15 protein-coding genes are annotated in these 17,674 nt (G+C 39.5%); 8 read left to right on the forward strand and 7 right to left on the reverse strand.

Annotation, left to right across the window (positions count from 1 at the left end; genetic code table 11):
• Positions 1-291: 291 nt before the first annotated feature.
• Entirely contained in the window at positions 292-1,458 is a 1,167-nt protein-coding gene (gene metK / locus FTT84_RS11705) for a methionine adenosyltransferase (RefSeq protein ID WP_067762073.1), read from the reverse strand.
• A gap of 438 nt (positions 1,459-1,896) precedes the next feature.
• Between metK and FTT84_RS11710 the strand changes: the two genes are divergently transcribed.
• From FTT84_RS11710 to FTT84_RS11725, 4 genes are all read left to right on the forward strand, one after another.
• Positions 1,897-2,325 carry a pilin gene (locus FTT84_RS11710; RefSeq protein WP_155857593.1) on the forward strand — a complete coding sequence of 143 codons (429 nt, stop codon included), beginning with the start codon at positions 1,897-1,899 and terminating at the stop codon, positions 2,323-2,325.
• 429 nt (positions 2,326-2,754) lie between these two features.
• Positions 2,755-4,743 (forward strand): transketolase, encoded by a 1,989-nt coding sequence (gene tkt, locus FTT84_RS11715; protein WP_067762068.1) that lies wholly within the window; start codon positions 2,755-2,757, stop codon positions 4,741-4,743.
• Positions 4,744-4,878: 135 nt separating this feature from the next.
• Complete coding sequence (locus FTT84_RS11720) at positions 4,879-5,094, forward strand: hypothetical protein (protein ID WP_067762066.1); 216 nt, start codon at positions 4,879-4,881, stop codon at positions 5,092-5,094.
• A 114-nt stretch (positions 5,095-5,208) separates the two neighbouring features.
• Positions 5,209-5,652, forward strand: a complete 444-nt coding sequence (locus FTT84_RS11725; RefSeq protein WP_067762064.1) for a GNAT family N-acetyltransferase — start codon at positions 5,209-5,211, stop codon at positions 5,650-5,652.
• A gap of 67 nt (positions 5,653-5,719) precedes the next feature.
• Here the strand turns inward: FTT84_RS11725 and FTT84_RS11730 are convergent, their stop codons facing one another.
• A complete protein-coding gene (locus FTT84_RS11730) occupies positions 5,720-6,241 on the reverse strand; it encodes a nuclear transport factor 2 family protein (RefSeq protein ID WP_180057117.1) in 522 nt (173 codons plus the stop codon).
• Between the two features lie 358 nt (positions 6,242-6,599).
• Between FTT84_RS11730 and FTT84_RS11735 the strand changes: the two genes are divergently transcribed.
• Positions 6,600-7,196 carry a YceI family protein gene (locus FTT84_RS11735; RefSeq protein ID WP_067762062.1) on the forward strand — a complete coding sequence of 199 codons (597 nt, stop codon included), beginning with the start codon at positions 6,600-6,602 and terminating at the stop codon, positions 7,194-7,196.
• A 94-nt stretch (positions 7,197-7,290) separates the two neighbouring features.
• Here the strand turns inward: FTT84_RS11735 and FTT84_RS11740 are convergent, their stop codons facing one another.
• Positions 7,291-7,920: a LysE family transporter gene (locus FTT84_RS11740; RefSeq protein ID WP_067762060.1), complete on the reverse strand. Its 630-nt coding sequence runs from the start codon at positions 7,918-7,920 to the stop codon at positions 7,291-7,293.
• A gap of 65 nt (positions 7,921-7,985) precedes the next feature.
• The gene (locus FTT84_RS11745) at positions 7,986-8,696 is read right to left on the reverse strand and encodes a glutamine amidotransferase (protein ID WP_067762058.1); all 711 of its coding nucleotides are present in this window, start codon (positions 8,694-8,696) and stop codon (positions 7,986-7,988) included.
• A 281-nt stretch (positions 8,697-8,977) separates the two neighbouring features.
• Between FTT84_RS11745 and FTT84_RS11750 the strand changes: the two genes are divergently transcribed.
• Entirely contained in the window at positions 8,978-9,253 is a 276-nt protein-coding gene (locus tag FTT84_RS11750) for a hypothetical protein (RefSeq protein WP_180057115.1), read from the forward strand.
• Between the two features lie 97 nt (positions 9,254-9,350).
• On the opposite strand, the gene FTT84_RS11755 is transcribed toward FTT84_RS11750, so the two are convergent.
• The 3 genes from FTT84_RS11755 to FTT84_RS11765 form a co-directional block, all read right to left on the reverse strand.
• Positions 9,351-11,360, reverse strand: coding sequence for a TonB-dependent receptor plug domain-containing protein (locus FTT84_RS11755; RefSeq protein WP_373685019.1), 2,010 nt, complete (start codon positions 11,358-11,360; stop codon positions 9,351-9,353).
• Between the two features lie 343 nt (positions 11,361-11,703).
• Positions 11,704-12,684 carry an ABC transporter substrate-binding protein gene (locus tag FTT84_RS11760; protein ID WP_067762054.1) on the reverse strand — a complete coding sequence of 327 codons (981 nt, stop codon included), beginning with the start codon at positions 12,682-12,684 and terminating at the stop codon, positions 11,704-11,706.
• 3 nt (positions 12,685-12,687) lie between these two features.
• Complete coding sequence (locus FTT84_RS11765; protein WP_180057113.1) at positions 12,688-13,275, reverse strand: ANTAR domain-containing response regulator; 588 nt, start codon at positions 13,273-13,275, stop codon at positions 12,688-12,690.
• 443 nt (positions 13,276-13,718) lie between these two features.
• On the opposite strand from FTT84_RS11765, the gene FTT84_RS11770 reads away from it, so the two are divergent.
• Complete coding sequence (locus tag FTT84_RS11770; RefSeq protein WP_067762050.1) at positions 13,719-15,068, forward strand: MFS transporter; 1,350 nt, start codon at positions 13,719-13,721, stop codon at positions 15,066-15,068.
• A 47-nt stretch (positions 15,069-15,115) separates the two neighbouring features.
• Positions 15,116-17,662: a nitrite reductase large subunit NirB gene (gene nirB, locus FTT84_RS11775; RefSeq protein ID WP_218949744.1), complete on the forward strand. Its 2,547-nt coding sequence runs from the start codon at positions 15,116-15,118 to the stop codon at positions 17,660-17,662.
• Positions 17,663-17,674 lie beyond the last annotated feature (12 nt).

A 17,674-nucleotide genomic window follows, 5' to 3' on the forward strand; every position in this document is an offset into this window, starting at 1 on the left:
TGCCATTTTTCTTTATACTGTCACTGAGGCAGGTTGGACATTTGATTTCTAGAGTTATTTGCATTTCTCTATTTTATCAAAATTCAACCTGCTTTTTTTTAGCATACTTTTTGATACACCACCATAAATTTATATTCTAAGGGGAAAGGCATCGGCGTTTTCTTTATTTATTTTAGCTTTTTATGAATAAGCTAAGTTTATCTTTTGTCATAATAATTTATATTTATGGTTTAGCTTATAAAAAAGCCTGCAATGAATGCAGGCTTTTTTTAAGGAATTAATCAAAAATGATTAAAGACCAGCTGAAGCTTTAAGCGCTTCCACTTTGTCAGTTTTTTCCCATGTAAATGCAGTATCTGAACCTTCGCGACCAAAGTGACCATAAGCAGCTGTTTGTTGGTACATTGGTTGAATAAGGTCAAGCATACGAGTAATACCGTATGGACGTAAGTCAAAATGTTCACGTACTAGTGCAATGATCAAATCTTCAGACACTTTTGCAGTGTTGAAAGTATTGATTGAAATTGAAGTAGGTTCAGCAACACCAATGGCATAAGACACTTGAATTTCACATTTGTCTGCGAGACCAGCAGCGACAATATTTTTGGCTACATAACGGCCTGCATAAGCTGCAGAACGGTCAACTTTAGATGGATCTTTACCAGAGAAAGCACCGCCACCATGACGTGCCATACCACCGTAAGTGTCTACAATGATTTTACGGCCAGTTAAACCACAGTCACCTACAGGTCCGCCGATCACGAACATGCCTGTTGGGTTGATATGGAATTTAGTGTCTGCATGGAACATTTCAGCAGGGATCACTTTTTTCACGATTTCTTCAATTACTGCTTCTTTAAGTTGAGCTTGAGTAATTTTCGGGTCGTGTTGTGTTGAAAGTACAACAGCATCTAAGCGAACAGGTTTGCCATTTTCATAAGCAAAAGTGACTTGGCTTTTAGCATCTGGACGTAACCAAGCCAATTTACCTTGTTTACGTAGTTCAGCTTGTTTTTCCATTAAGCGATGCGCGTATGAAATTGGAGCTGGCATCAGCACATCAGTTTCACGGCTAGCATAACCAAACATTAAGCCTTGGTCACCTGCACCTTGATCTTCAGGTTTTTGACGGTCAACGCCCTGAGCAATTTCAGGAGATTGTTTACCAATCATGTTAATCACGGCACATGTTGAACCATCAAAGCCAAGATCAGAGTGATGATATCCAATACCATTTACGGTATTACGAACAATCGCTTCAAAATCGACATTTGCAGTTGTTGTGATTTCACCGGCAAGTACAACCGCACCCGTTTTTACAAGCGTTTCACAAGCAACCCGCGCATATGGGTCTTCTTTTAAAATAGCATCCAAAATAGCATCGCTGATTTGGTCAGCCATTTTATCAGGATGGCCTTCGCTTACAGATTCCGAGGTAAATACAGCGTACTCGCGCATAAGTCCTATCACAGTTAAATTTAAAGACGCAATATGTTACATCGAGATTGGCTTGAGGACTAGCTTAACATGACCAAAATGGATGAAATTAATTCATTTCAATGACTTTTTAATTGATATAACCATCTAAAAAATTGATATGACACGCTTATTTAGGTTTTTCATATTTGAGTTATAGGGAAAATAGATAAATATGGATTAAGAAGAAAAAGATTAACTGAATTTGAAAGTAGATTTTTTGTTTTAGGTGAAACTAAAGTATTTAAAAAATATTGATATAAAAATCAATTTCAAAGGAATAATTATTGTCATAAATTGCCATAGATGCGGTAAAACAATCATTTATTTGTCGGTTAGCAATTCAACAAGTGATGTAAATATGGGTATTTGTGACTTGGTACATATATTGCGTAGTTTCTTTACATGTTAAGGGGAAACATGATGAAGCAAGCTGGATTTACATTGATTGAAATCATGATCGTTGTTGCAATTATTGGTATTTTAGCTGCGATAGCAACTGTGTCCTATAACGTTTATGTAGCTCGTGCACAGGTGTCAGAAGTACTGACGATGTTGTCACCGTATAAATTAAAATTAATTGAGCAATATTCAGATGAACTCAGTTGTGCAGAACTTGATGCAGCCGTTAATGAACATATCACGACCAAATACATCGCCAACAGTCAGATAGCGGATATTTCAGGGAACTGTTCAGTTATTTTTACTTTTAAAGCGACAGAGGTAAATTTAGCGCTACGCTCGAAGCGCATTTATTTTAGTATTCCTGATGGTTTAAATGGTGCTTGGAATTGTCAATCTGATGATATTGCTCAGCGTAATTTACCTGTAACGTGTACAGGAATTTAAGTTTTGAACTGCTTTATTTCCAATTAAAAATTTACTTATTCAGGTTGAAAAGCATTAGCTGAATAAAATTCACAATGCTTTTTACCATATTAGCAAAAAAGAATCTAATAACAAAAAAAATTAACTATGAAGTAGGGGATTATCAATACTTTAAATATAAAGAGGTCGGTGTTTTAAAGGTGATTAAAACGATTAGATGGCAATATCATGTCATTGTTTGGTCACATCAAAGTGACACTGTTTATAAAACAAACGGCGATTGCAGACTTGAAATTGACCAATAAGCGCCCAAAATACAGGTGGAGCTGGAATAATTAGCGAAATATTGCCCATTAGGCTTTACCCATTCCGCTTTTTTTAAGACAATATGCCCATCTTTGAATTCTTATTCATCTTACTCTTTTAAACCATTTGTTTGGACTCTGACCTATGACAACCCCGCTTAACGAACGTCGTATTGCAAACGCAATTCGTGTATTGGCAATGGATGCTGTGCAAAAAGCAAATTCAGGACATCCAGGTGCTCCAATGGGGATGGCAGATATTGCTGATGTGGTATGGCGTGAATTTTTAAACCATAACCCTGCAAACCCACAATGGGCAAACCGTGACCGTTTTGTATTGTCTAACGGCCATGGCTCTATGTTGCAATATGCGTTATTGCACTTAACTGGTTATGACCTTTCAATTGAAGATTTAAAATCTTTCCGTCAATTACACTCTAAAACTCCAGGCCACCCAGAATTGGGCTATGCACCTGGTATCGAAACAACAACTGGTCCATTAGGTCAAGGTATTGCGAACGCTGTTGGTTTTGCACTTGCTGAAAAAACTTTAGCGGCTCAATTCAACAAAGATGACATTAAAGTCGTTGATCACAACACTTATTGTTTCCTGGGTGATGGTTGCTTAATGGAAGGTGTTTCTCATGAAGCATGTTCATTGGCGGGTACGTTGGGTCTAGGTAAATTAGTTGTTTATTATGACGACAACGGCATCTCAATTGATGGTGAAGTAGAAGGTTGGTTCTCTGACGATACAGAACAGCGTTTCCTAGCTTACGGTTGGCAAGTGCTTAAAGTTGATGGTCATGATGCTGATGCAATCCGTGCAGCAACTGTTGAAGCAAAAGCTGAAACTGCTAAACCGACATTAATTATCTGCAAAACGATTATTGGTTTAGGTTCACCAAATAAACAAGGTAAAGAAGATTGCCATGGTGCGCCGCTTGGTAATGATGAAATTGCTTTAACTCGTGAAGCTTTGGGCTGGACAGAAGGTCCATTCGAAATTCCTGCTGACGTCTATGCAGCTTGGGATGCAAAAGCAAAAGGTACTCAATCAGAATCTGCTTGGAATGATGTATTTGCAGCATATGCAGCGAAATACCCAACTGAAGCTGCTGAGTTAAAACGTCGTCTATCAGGTGAATTACCAGCTGATTTCGTTGCTCAAGCAGATGCATATATTGCTGAAGTAAATGAAAAAGCTGAAACAATTGCGACACGTAAAGCAAGCCAAAATGCCATTCAAGCATTTGCACCAAAACTTCCAGAAATTCTAGGCGGTTCGGCTGATCTTGCAGGTTCTAACCTGACTTTATGGAAAGGTGCAGAAGGCGTTGAATCTAATCCAGCGGGTAACTACGTACACTACGGTGTACGTGAATTTGGTATGACTGCAATTGCGAATGGTGTAGCGCTGCATGGCGGTTTCGTTCCTTATGTAGCAACATTCTTAATGTTCATGGAATATGCGCGTAATGCAGTACGTATGTCTGCATTGATGAAACAACGTGTGATCCATGTTTATACACATGACTCAATTGGTCTAGGTGAAGATGGCCCTACACACCAACCTGTAGAGCAAATTGCATCTTTACGCGGTACACCAAACCTGAACACTTGGCGTCCATGTGACACTGTAGAAGCGTCTATTTCTTGGAAATCTGCACTTCTTCGTTCAGAAGGCCCTACAGCGTTAATTTTCTCTCGTCAAAACTTACCATTCCAAACTCGTACAGCTGAGCAAATTGCTGACGTAGCGAAAGGTGGTTACGTGCTTGCGAAAGAAAAAGGCGAATTGAAAGCAATCATTATTGCGACTGGTTCAGAAGTTTCATTGGCAATGGATGCTTACGCTCAACTTGATGGCGTACGTGTGGTATCTATGCCATGTGCTGAAGAATTCGTGAAACAAGATGCAGCTTACCGTGAAGCGGTTCTTCCATCTAACATCCGTGCACGTGTTGCTGTTGAAGCTGCGCATGTGGATTACTGGTGGAAATTTGTTGGTTTAGATGGTCGTGTCATTGGTATGACAACTTACGGCGAATCTGCTCCAGCAAAAGATTTGTACCAACACTTCGGTATTACTGCTGAAGCTGTGGTTGAAGCAGTGAAAGAAATTACAGCTTAATACCTGTTATTAACAGTCTTTAAAAGGCGCTCTCAATTGAGAGCGTCTTTTATTTTTGAACTTTACAGCACTGATTTTTATTTTTGCTGTAAATGATTCATTCATACATTGGCAAAACGAAGAAGTGAGATAGAGATGAGTTTATATGAGCAAATCAGTGATGAGATCACTTTAATGGATGCAGGCGAGCAGAAGTGGATTGGTCAAGACCTTCCATTAGAAGCAATGGTTGCAGTTGAGCTGTTGTTGCAGGATATGGCTGAAGAAAAACTGATTAAAGTACGCCGTAAAAACCATGAAAAAACCACGGGTTTAAAACAGATTGATCGCATTTTGATTGAAAAGCTCTAAGTTTTTGAATGTAATGCTAAAAAAGCTTTGTTTCTAGAAGGAAATAAAGCTTTTTTTATGTGCGTATATTGTTTATAAAAAAGCCTATAAGATTTAAAACAGTCGATCATCACTATGTTAAATATTCAGGCACTCTCATCAGGTAGTATTCAATATTCAGATTGGTTACCGTTATGGCAAGGCTATCAAGAATTTTATCAGGTGCAATTAAGTGCAGAAGTGAGTAAAAACACTTGGCATAAGCTTAGTGACCCACAGCAAGATCACATTTATGGCTTTGTGGCTTATATTGATAATCAAGCAGTTGGGTTGGTACATGTGATTGAGCATGATAGCTGCTGGACTGTACAACCGTATGCCTATTTGCAGGATTTATTTACACTGGAAAGCGCGCGAGGGAAAGGTGTTGCTCGGGCTTTAATTCAGGCTGTGCAAGAATATACCCAACAGAGAAAATGTGATCGCGTGTATTGGCTAACACATCAAGACAATCAACAAGCACAAAAATTATATGATCAAATTGCGAGAAAAACAGGCTTTATTCAATATCGTCTTTAATGCGATTTAGATACCCAAAAAATAAAGCCCCGAATGTAAGGGCTTTATCAATTCTATAGCTTCAATATTATGAGTTTGCTGAAACATTAAAGCGTTTTGAATTATCTGCATCTTGTTGAATGGTCCATTCACCTTCAACACGGAATGAAGCGGCAGAAGCATAAGTATCTTCTAAGAATTGAAAATACGTAATTAGGCCATCTTTTACCGTAGCTTTAATTGCAAACGGAGATGTGAAGGTGTTTTTGGCAATGACAGAGGTATAGGTAAATTTACCAAATACGGCCACAGTTTCGTCTTCGCCAATTAGATCTGTAACTTGAAAATCGTCAACATTCCAATAGGTGCCAACATTTGAGAAGGTATATACATAAACTTCACGGCCAGTTGAAGTACCTGCCCATGGTTCAATTTGTTTAAGTTCAGGGTTGTTAAAATTTAGAGAGGTATAAATTGCATCTTCTGCGACCAGTTTTTCTGCAGCATTGGCAACTAATTCTTTTGAGGTGTTAAGTAAAAAGGCCAATACAACATCTTTAGGTTGTTTTGTGCTGATTGCTTTTTCAATTGCTTGTAAATTTTCTGACATAACAATTCAACTTTATTTATACAGATGAAGAAATTATTTTAGTCATTATAAATAAGGAGAAAAGGGCTTATTATAAGCAATAGTATCCTAAAATTAGGAAAATATATGCCAAATAATTGTTATATCTTTAGATTGTTGCAATTAGTTTGATTTAAAGTGTTTGAAAATGGTAAATCTGTCTTGTAGATTAGTGTGCTTATAGGCCAAAAAGCTCAAACAATTGAGCGCGCGGAATGCGGTAAACACTTAGGGTTTACAAATCTATCGTTCTAAAGATGCAACATATCGTTTTATCTTTAACAGTGTTTTCAGTTTAAAATTCTATAGACTAATCAGTATTCTAAAGCGAGATAAGAACATGAACTTCAAAGTATTAACATTAGGTCTGGCGGTAGTGTCAGCAGCGACTGTTTCAATGGCTAAGCCTGTCACATATCAAATTGACCCAACGCATACAGCAACTGTATTTACTTGGAATCATTTCGGTTTCTCAACGCCTTCTGCGAACTTTAGCGACATTCAAGGCACAATCAATGTTGATAATGCAAAACCTGCAAATTCATCTGTAAATGTAACGATTCCACTTGCAAGCTTAAATACCAACGTGAAAGCGTTAGATGATCATTTAAAAACTGCAGATTTTTTTGACGCAGAAAAATATCCAAATATCACATTTAAAAGTACAAAAGTACAAGCAATCAGCAAGAATAAATACAAAATCACAGGTAACTTAACTGTTAAGAATGTGACTAAACCAGTGGTATTGGATGCTGTGTTAAACAAGCAAGCTGTTCATCCGATGACAAAAGCAGAAACCGTTGGTTTTAATGCAACAACTTCGTTTGATCGTTCAGCATTTGGTGTAGGTGCTTACGTACCAAATGTTGGTGATAAAATCACTGTGAACATTACGACTGAAGCATCAGTGCCAGCTGCACAACCAGCTGTAAAATAATTTTTAGCAACTCCCTCAGCTAAAAATAATAAAGCACCCAATTGGGTGCTTTTTTTATGGATGTGGCTCTATAGATATTCGCACGAAAATGTGACTAGTCACGATTTAATATAAGTAGACAGCCAAAACTAATAAAAATTCCGCCCGTTATCGCATCGATTTTTTGGCTAAACTTTTGATAATAGCCCGTCATTTTTGGAGCAGAAAAGACTAGAGCGACAACCGCAAACCAAATTAGACTTTCAACAAATACTAAAGCCAATAATGAACTTTGTTGTAAAAGGCTAACATCGGTACTAATGGCAATAGAAAAAACACTACTGAAATAAACCAAGGCTTTGGGATTTGCCATGTTGGTAAAGAAGCCCTGTAAGAGCAATTTTTTATGTGATTTGCTTGTAGTTTTCTTCAGTTCGGTTGCTGTAGCGGTGGTTTCCTTGGTTGCAAAAGCAGATTTAAGTAATTGTGTCCCTAAATAAAGCAGATACAAACCACCTAAAATCATGAGTACTTGTTGTAACCAAGCAATTTTCTGGAATAAGAAATGCAATCCACTAATTGCACAAATTGACCAAACGAGAATACTTAAAGAGACACCTAAGGCAGCGCATAGAGCATGCGTGCGAGATTGACGAATTGCACTTTGGGTAACAAAAAAGAAGTCAGGGCCTGGGCTAATCAAAGCAAAGAAATGAATGAGAGCAATGCTGAGTAAAGATGTCATTTATGAGATATGAGTATGCGGTAAATTTCATCTTTATACGGCATAGCTATAGAAAATAACAGCGCTTATTGGTACTTGAGTTGTCCAATAAAATTTTGAATGACACGTGAAGCAACCATTTCAAGTGCCACAGCATATTGTTGATTATCTCTTCGTAAGCTAGGAATATGAATGTCTGCTTTACGTAATTCACAAGTATGACCTATTAACCATTTCTCCATCGTATGAGCTTCAGCTTCAATATGGAATTGTAAGGCTAAAATATTATTTCCAACACTGAACGCTTGATTTGGATAAATAGCCGAACTTGCTAATAAGGTGGCTTGTGAGGGAAGTTCGAAGGTATCGCCATGCCAGTGCAGTACAGCATGATCTGCTAATACAGCAAGTGGATTGTTGGGTGTGGCTTTAATATCGAGTGGAGACCAACCGATTTCTTTGGCGTGTCCTGCATAGACTTTTGCGCCAAGTGCATGTGCAATGAGTTGAGCACCTAAACATATACCTAAGGTCGGTAAATTATTTTCTAAACGTACTTTTAGTAAGTCAATTTCTTGTTGTAAGAATGGATAATCTTCAGTTTCATAAACGCCAATTGGGCCGCCAAGAATAATAGTGAGACCTTTGTATTCTAGGGCTTTGCTTAAGTCATCAATACCTGCTTCAAAATACCGTACCCGATAGCCCATTTGATAAAATGTATCTTCAAGTGAGCCGAGGTCTTCAAAAGCAAGGTGTTGAATTGCATAAATAGTATCGGGAAGAGCAGTGTGCATATGCGGATACAGAATCAAGTGGACGAAATAAGAATGTAACGTGAAATATAAAAAAGGGAAGTGTTCTACCGTAAAAAGACAATGAAAGTATGCGAAAAAGACCATGATTCGTCATTTGAGAAATGGCGTAGTTGGAAATATTTTTTTAAAATCAATGGAAATCGCTTATTAGATGCGTATGATGAAAACTTCAGAAATCTACAGATAAATTTTTTCTGAACTATAAAAAAATCCCATATAAATGATTTTTAAAGTAAAAAAATATATGCCAGGGAAATTATATGGACTTAAAACCAAATCCCGATGCAAAATTATTGCATGCGATACACAAGATATTGTTGAAGGAATGGGATCCATTGGGTATTCGAAGAATGCCTTCAATGCGTGATGAATATGATGATTACTTGCCGAATATCTTTAAATTGATACGCGACAATTCAAGTGAATCAGAAATTTTTGAATATTTATGGTGGATTGAACTGAAAGTTTTAGAAAAAACTGGACGTAAAGAACATACTTTAAAAATAGCCAAATTACTCAAAGAAATTGAAAAATAACGCTTCGCTTAGAAATAAGAGAATAAATGTTAAATAGAAAAAAAGCCGACACAAATGTATCGGCTTTTTTGCAGCATATTTATGCGCCTTGACAACTTTAAAATTTCTTTTCGACGGTGAACATAAAGCTTGGAATCGCTTCATTTATACGTGATTGGTAAAGCGCGCCAGTGCGTTGATCACGTAATACTTCTTTGTAATCGCTACTTAAAATATTACGTGCATTTACGGATGCAGACCAATTTTGTTCAAATCGTTTGGTGAAACTTATATCCATATTTACACGTTCATTACTGGTGCGGTTGTATGGCTCATTACTGAGTGCACGGGTGTATTCTGGGGTGTAATTTAAATTGACACTTGTAGCAATTCGCCAAGGTTGGTAGTTATAGGAGATACCTGTACTCGCAGAATATGGTGCGACATCACTGGCTAGACGTTTTGTACCATTATCTTCTTCAATTTTTGCACGCACGGTAGAAAGCTGTGCGTTTAGCATAAATGAATGCCCCGAATCGGTTTGCTTCAACGTGTAGCGCCCCGCAATTTCTACGCCATAAGTCGTCGCACTGTCTTGGTTATATGGGCGTTCCACAAAGCGGCAATCACTATCAGCTGTACCACATAAATGACCTGTCACATTTTCACTATAAATCGATTTTTCAATATAGTCTTCGATTTCACGGTAATACGTGGTCAGGTTCACGCCACCTGCAGGGGTGTTATAGCCCAATGTGGTTTCGTAAGCATTGATCTTTTCAGGGCGTAAGAATGGGTTACCACCACGGTCAGGATTGTTTAAGCTGCCTGCATCACTATCCGTAGAAACAGAAACGGTTGGCATAAGTTGATTGCTATGAGGGCTTTTAAAGGCCTGACTCAGGTTGGTTTGTAATGACCATTGCTCATTAAAATCATAACGATGTGCGAGTACAGGACTTAAATGATTATCTTGATAATCCACTAAGCCTGAGCGATCAATCCATTCTTGACGTACTCCCAGTGTTAACGTTTGCTTATCTGTATATCGCCAACTGCCTTCGACATAAGCGGCATAAGTTTGTTCGTCCAAAGTGTTGGCAATATTGCTTTCTAACTCACTTGATCGAAGATCTGTACCAAACTTGATTTGCTTTTTCGCATCAAATTTACGTATACCATCATAAGCCAAACCATATTCATTAATTTGTTCATTAATATAAGATTGCTGACGCGTTGAATGGGTTAATTCAGTTTCTTGTTGCTGTTCTATCGATAAGCGAATTTTGTCTGAATCCCCCTGATTTTTACGTTCATAACGGGTATTTAAACGAATACTGTCATTTTTGTCTTTTTGAACTTGAGAACCGCTTGAACCTTCACTTTCATTGTTTCGGTAGAAGGCTTCGGCAACTAATTTCTGTTGATCATCGAGCTGATATTCAATACGTGGTGTCAACATTTGAGAAGTACGATTGGTAATACGTCGTTGTGTTTGTTCACCTGTTGCATTTTGGGTGCGTGTTAATGTGTCAGAATCATTCCACGATTGACTGCCTGATAGGCTATAGATCCAAGCATTATCACGACCATCCATTTGAAAATTTAGATTTGTGCGTTCCTCTTCACGTGTATTGGACTGCGTTAAACCATAACCTGCACGGACAGAACCACTCAAACGGGTGTCATTGAGCGGCTCTTTTAAAATGATATTGATGACTGCAGAAGATGCAACTGAAGCCTGAGCGACGCTTGGCTGCTTGGTAATTTCAATACGCTCAATCATTTCAGGGGTGATGCTGTCGACCACAGACATACCACCACGCGGCCCGCCTTGAACAGGTTCACCATTAATTAAAAATACGGGTGCACCGCCACCACGAAAACGCATGCCGCCAGCACTTGGGCCTCCACGCGGTCCACCTCCCGCACCTGGGAGTTGAAAACCTGCTGCTCGACGTAGTGCATCATTTATCGACTGATCACCGAATTTCAGCATTTCATCACGAGTGACAATAGTTTTTGCGACTGCGCTAATATCCGGATCTTTAGGTTTGATTGCTGCTGAACGCACTTCAAAAGTCAGAGCTTCCATTTGCTGAACATCTGCTTGTGGCTGTTCAGTCAATGTAGATGAATTTTCTGCTGCCCAAATTGAAGTAGACAGGGTAAGTAAGGCATAACTCAGTGTGTGGTCAGTTTTAATGGGGTGCGCAGGCCTTGCATTATTTGGTTATCCAAATGTAATTTTCGGCAAGAGTAGCGCACAATTATGGAGAAAATTTGTGGAAAAGCCATGTATTGAACATTTTAATTCTTTCTTAAATCCCTATAGATAATAGGTATATAGCTCTATAATTTACTTTTCATGTGAAGCGTAATTTTTCAAATTGAATTGTTGCTTTGTTCTGGCTATTGCTTTGATTTTGAGTACCAAGAATGTGATTAATTGAATCTAAAAACTGGCGTCTTTAAACAATACATTGCTTGCAAAGCTCTTCAAAGTTAGCTTCTGATTTGAGCCCTAGCCATTTTTGCATTTGGGTAAAAATCCATTGCATATCTTCAGTTTTGGGTGTGCCATCGTCTTCAATAAAGTGTCGAATAATATTTTGAATAGACGCATATTTATGCACATGGATTTGTTCAGAGCATTCAAAACGAATAATTTCATAGTGTTGGAGCAGGCCCCAAACTTGTGAATAATCTTCAAGATTTTTTAATTCTTGTTGTGCTTTTTGTATAGCTGTACACAATGCCTTTAATGTATTTGGATGTTGCGCTGCCCATCTTGAAGTCACGGCTAGTACCTTATCGGCTACTGTGGGGATGATATCGCTACTCTGCGCAATGATTTGACTGATACCCATAATCTCACCTTGGGTATTCCATGGCTCGCCGACACAAAATCCATCAATAATGCCATTGTTGAGTGATTCGACCATAAAAGGTGGTGGTACGGTACGTAAGGTTAATGCTTTAGCAGCAGCTTCGTTGGCAAGCGCCAACCATTCACGTAAGCAAAAGTGATGAATTGAATGCTTAAATACGTGAGCTAAGTGAATCGTTTGACCAGAGTGAATCGCTGCAAATATTTTTGCTGCAGATTGGGCGGGACGATCCGCTGAACTAATGTTTAATTGATAGCACAATTGTTGTGACAAACTGATAAAAGCCCGATTGGTACTGAGGACAAGAGGTGTTTGGAGGGGTATACCTAGTTGATCTTCACCTAAGGCAGCAGCTGGTAACATGGCCGACAAGCAATGTGCAGCATCTAAAAAGCCAAATGCAAGACGATCTCTCAAACTTGCCCAAGAGGCTTCTTTAACCAATTCGACATTGAGACCTTGTTGTTCAAAATATCCTTGATGTTTCGCCCATAGGATTGCGACGCAGTCGAGTAGGGGAATATAGCCAAGCTGTAGATCGGTTTTTTCAAGAGTAGACATGGCTTATTCCTTAAATTGTGATTGTAAAAGTGCTTGAGCATCGAGTAATCGACGTGCCATTTCACCCATGGTCATACGATGGCTCATGGCATTTTTACGTAATAAACTAAAAGCTTGTTCTTCTGTTAATGCATGCATTTGAATTAACAGCACCTTGGCTTTCTCAATATCTTTACGGTCGGCCAATTTACATTTGGTTTCAGCCAAATCATTGAGTAATTTTTTATGCTTTTTATATTGCTCAATCGATATTTCTAAAATGCTATTAAGACGGGTGGGATTTATACCATCAACAATATAAGCCGTTACTCCAGCATCGATAGCATTTCGGATCGTATCTTGGCTCGAATTTTTAGTAAAAAGTACCGTTGGTAAGTCAAACTGAGAAACACAACTTTCGATAATATCTCGGTGTGGATGATCCATATCTAATAAGATGACATCAGCTTTAATTTGCTGTAAATACCCCATATTTAAATGGTCAATCATCAGGCAAGCAACGACATCAAAGTCGTGCTGAAGTAATGAGGCTTTGGTGAAATCAGCACGTTCTGGGTCATCATCTATTAATGCAATTTTAAGTTTTGGCATGCGAAAGCTCGCGCAGAGCAAAAAAACAAATACGTATAAATATGCTTAAGCAATTTAAGTGCCAAAATCAAAACGAATAAACCTGTATTTTTTTAAGTTTATTGAGGGTGTACGGACGACAGGCATTGATATCTAATCAATTTGCACTGTCGTGGTGCATGCCATCTTTATTCTGCACATAAATGAGCGGCTGAATGAAGGGACAGAATTGAATCTGATCTTTACAGTCGAATAAATTTAATTTGATAGATTATTGAATAAGCAAATTACCTTATATATTTGCTATTTATTAAATTTGGCACGAGATATGCTTATTAAACACTGAGTCAAAGAAGACTCTAAAAATTTGTAAGACGGCCAACGACGTCCGTTCTGATCGACTCTGCAATGTGTTAGCGACATAGCAGAGTACCCAATGCGTTCAGTTCAGTCAGGAGATGGTTATGTCTTCAAATTTAAATGCTAAAAAAGCGACAAAAATAAATCTATTTAACTTTACTTCAGCAGCAATGCGGGCCTTCCACATGAGTTGGCTCGCATTCTTTGTTTGCTTTTTCGCTTGGTTTGCCTGCGCCCCCTTAATGCCAGTCATTGCAGGTGAATTCCATCTGACCAAAGACCAAATCGCCAATATTAATATTGCTGCGGTCGCTATCACGATTTTAGTCCGTCTAATTGTTGGGCCTTTATGTGATAAATACGGCCCACGCAAAACCTATACGGCTTTGTTGATTATTGGCAGTATTCCAGTGTTTGGAGTGGCTTCAGCCAATAGTTATGAATCCTTCTTATTCTTTCGTCTCCTCATTGGCGCGATTGGCGCAAGCTTTGTGATTACGCAATATCACACCAGCATTATGTTTGCACCAAATGTAGTTGGAACAGCAAATGCTGCAACTGCGGGATGGGGTAATGCAGGCGGCGGCGCGACTCAAGCCCTAATGCCATTAATGCTAGGCGCTTTGGTGATGTTTGGTGTTGAGCAAGCGATGGGCTGGCGAATTGCGCTGATTGTTCCAGGTGTAATGATGCTGATTGTTGGCGCTTTATATTGGAAATTTACACAAGATTGCCCGCAAGGTGATTTTAAAGAGCTACGTGCGCAAGGCATTGCTGTTGGTTCAGATAAGAAAGGCGGTGTAGCGATATTAATGCACGCAGCACGTAATTACCGTGTATGGATTTTATTTGGTGCTTATGCTGCATGTTTTGGTATTGAAATCTTCATTCATAACATCATTGCACTTTACTACGTCGACAATTTCCAATTTGGCTTAAAAGAAGCAGGCATGGCTGCAGGGATCTTTGGCTTGTTGGCGCTATTTGCTCGTGCGCTTGGCGGCATTGTTTCAGATAAAGTTGCAACTAAAAAAGGACTGGATGGCCGTACCAAAGTGTTGTTTGCGATGATTCTGCTTGAAGGGCTGTTCCTTATTCTTTTCTCACAAATGCACACGCCAATTTTAGCCATCCTTGCGATGACGGTATTTGCCTTATTTACCCATATGGCGTGTGGTGCAACTTATGCTTTGGTGCCATTTATTGATCGTGATGCCTTAGGTGGTGTGGCAGGCATTATTGGTGCGGGCGGTAATGTGGGTGCAGTGGCAGCAGGTTTCTTACTCAAAGGTATGTTGGATATTCAAACGACTTTAATGGTGCTGGGTGGCCTGGTGGTAATTGCAGCAAGTTGCGTACTGATGATTCGCTTTTCTGTCGAGCACAAAGAAAAAGAACAGCGTTTATTTGAACAAGCCGTACATGAACGCAGCTTAGCTGAAGCACAAAACTAAAACCCTAAAGAATCAGCCTACATAAGCACAGAATTTGGAGAAAGAATATGAAAATTATCATGATTGGTCATGGCATGGTCGGCCATAAATTTATCGAATCAGTTTTAGAACATGCAGGCGATGAGGTTGAAATCACTATTTTGGCGGAAGAACCTCGTTTAGCCTATGACCGTGTACATTTAACTGAATATTTCAGCGGTAAATCGGCAAAGGATTTAACCTTGTGCCGCAGTGATTTTGCAGATGCTTATGGCATTGATTTACGTCTAAGCACTAAAGCAGTCGAAATTGATCAAGTGAATAAAACGGTTACGACCAATCATGGTGATGTTCTTGCTTATGATAAGCTAATTCTTGCTACAGGTTCTTATGCGTTTGTGCCGCCTATTCCGGGTAATGACCGTAAAAATTGCTTTGTGTACCGTACGATTGAGGATTTAGATGCGATTCGTGCTGCAAGTTTAAATGCTAAATCAGGTGTAGTGATTGGCGGTGGATTACTTGGTTTAGAAGCTGCCAAAGCCTTACGCGACTTAAACCTAGAAACGCATGTGGTAGAGTTTGCTCCACGTTTAATGGCAGTACAGATTGATGATTTGGGCGGTAAAGTTTTACGTTCAAAAATCGAAAATCTAGGGGTGAAAGTTCATACGCAAAAAGCTACGTCTTGTATTGAAGATGGCGCAAATGCTAAGCATGTGATGAAGTTTGGTGATGGTTCAGAGTTAGAAACCGACATTATTTTGTTCTCAGCGGGTATCCGTCCACGTGATGAGTTAGCGCGTCAAAGTGGTTTAAGTATTGGTGAACGTGGCGGTATTACTATTAATGATTACTGCCAAACCTCGAACCCAGATATTTATGCCATTGGTGAATGTGCACTTTGGCAAAATAAAATTTATGGCTTGGTGGCACCGGGTTATGACATGGCACGCATTGCAGCCAAACATGTGATGGAACAAAGCTGTACTGAGTTTGCAGGTGCAGATATGAGCACCAAACTCAAACTGATGGGGGTAGATGTGGCATCGGTAGGTGATGCACATGCGATGACGCCAAATTCGCTCAGCTATTTTTATGCGGATGAAGCAGCGCAGGTGTATAAAAAGATTGTAGTGGATGCCGCAAAAACTCAACTGCTTGGCGCTGTGCTGGTGGGCTGCGCCAAAGAATATAACGATTTACTGCAAATGATGCTGAATGGATTGGCTATTCCAGAAAATCCTGAAAGTTTAATCATGCCAGGTTTTGAGCAATCTTCTGCAAAAGCAGGTGGTAGTGGTGTTGATCTGTTGCCTGACAGCGCCACCATTTGTTCATGCAATAACGTGTCTAAGGCAGATATTTGCGAAGCGATTGCAGGCGGTTCAACATCACTCGGCGCATTAAAGAAATGTACTAAAGCCGCAACGGCTTGTGGAGGATGCGCGCCGCTGGTGACTCAAGTTCTAAAATCGGAATTGCAGCGTCAAGGAGTTACAGTCAATAACCATCTGTGTGAGCATTTTGCGTATTCACGCCAAGAGCTGTATCACTTGGTTCGCGTCAATGAAATTAAAACTTTTGATGATTTGATTCAGCATCATGGTCATGGATTGGGTTGTGATATCTGTAAACCAACGGCAGCTAATATTTTAGCTTCTTGTTGGAATGATTTTGTGCTGAAGCCAAGCCATGCAGGCCTGCAAGACAGTAATGACTACTATTTGGGCAATATTCAAAAAGACGGTTCATACTCAGTTGTACCACGTATGGCAGGTGGTGAAGTCACCCCAGATGGTTTAATTGCAGTGGGTCAGATTGCGAAAGAATATGGCCTGTACACTAAATTAACGGGTGGTCAGCGTGTAGACATGTTTGGTGCGCAAGTGCATCAATTGCCTGAAATTTGGGAAAAGTTAATTGCAGCTGGCTTTGAATCTGGGCATGCCTACGGTAAGTCATTAAGAACAGTGAAATCATGCGTTGGCAGTACATGGTGCCGCTATGGTGTAGATGATTCTGTGGGTTTAGCCATCTTCCTAGAAAATCGTTACAAAGGACTGCGATCTCCACACAAACTTAAAATGGCAGTGTCTGGCTGTACTCGTGAATGTGCAGAAGCACAAAGTAAAGATGTGGGCGTGATTGCCACAGAAAAAGGCTGGAACCTCTATGTATGTGGCAACGGCGGTATGAAACCACGTCATGCAGAGCTTTTAGCATCTGATTTAGACACACAAACTTTAATCAAATATATCGACCGGTTCTTTATGTTCTACATCCAAACTGCGGATCGTTTACAACGGACTTCTGTGTGGCGCGACAATATGGAAGGAGGTTTAGATTATTTAAAAGATGTTGTTGTGCATGATTCTTTAGGTGTCGCGGCTGAATTAGAACGTCGCATGAGCCATGTTGTCGGAACTTATCAAGATGAATGGCGTACTGCGGTGGAAGACCCTGAAGTGCGCAAACGCTTTGTCACTTTTGTGAATGCCAAAGCTGAACAGCAAAATGATCCGCATATTCAATTTGCTTCGGTCCGCGGTCAAATTCGCCCTAAAAATGAGGCAGAACGTGATGGTAGCCGTATTCCAGTGGTAGAAGCGTAAATAGAATAAGGA

The organism is Acinetobacter sp. YH01019, assembly GCF_013420285.1.
Classification (GTDB): Bacteria; Pseudomonadota; Gammaproteobacteria; order Pseudomonadales; family Moraxellaceae; genus Acinetobacter; species Acinetobacter gandensis.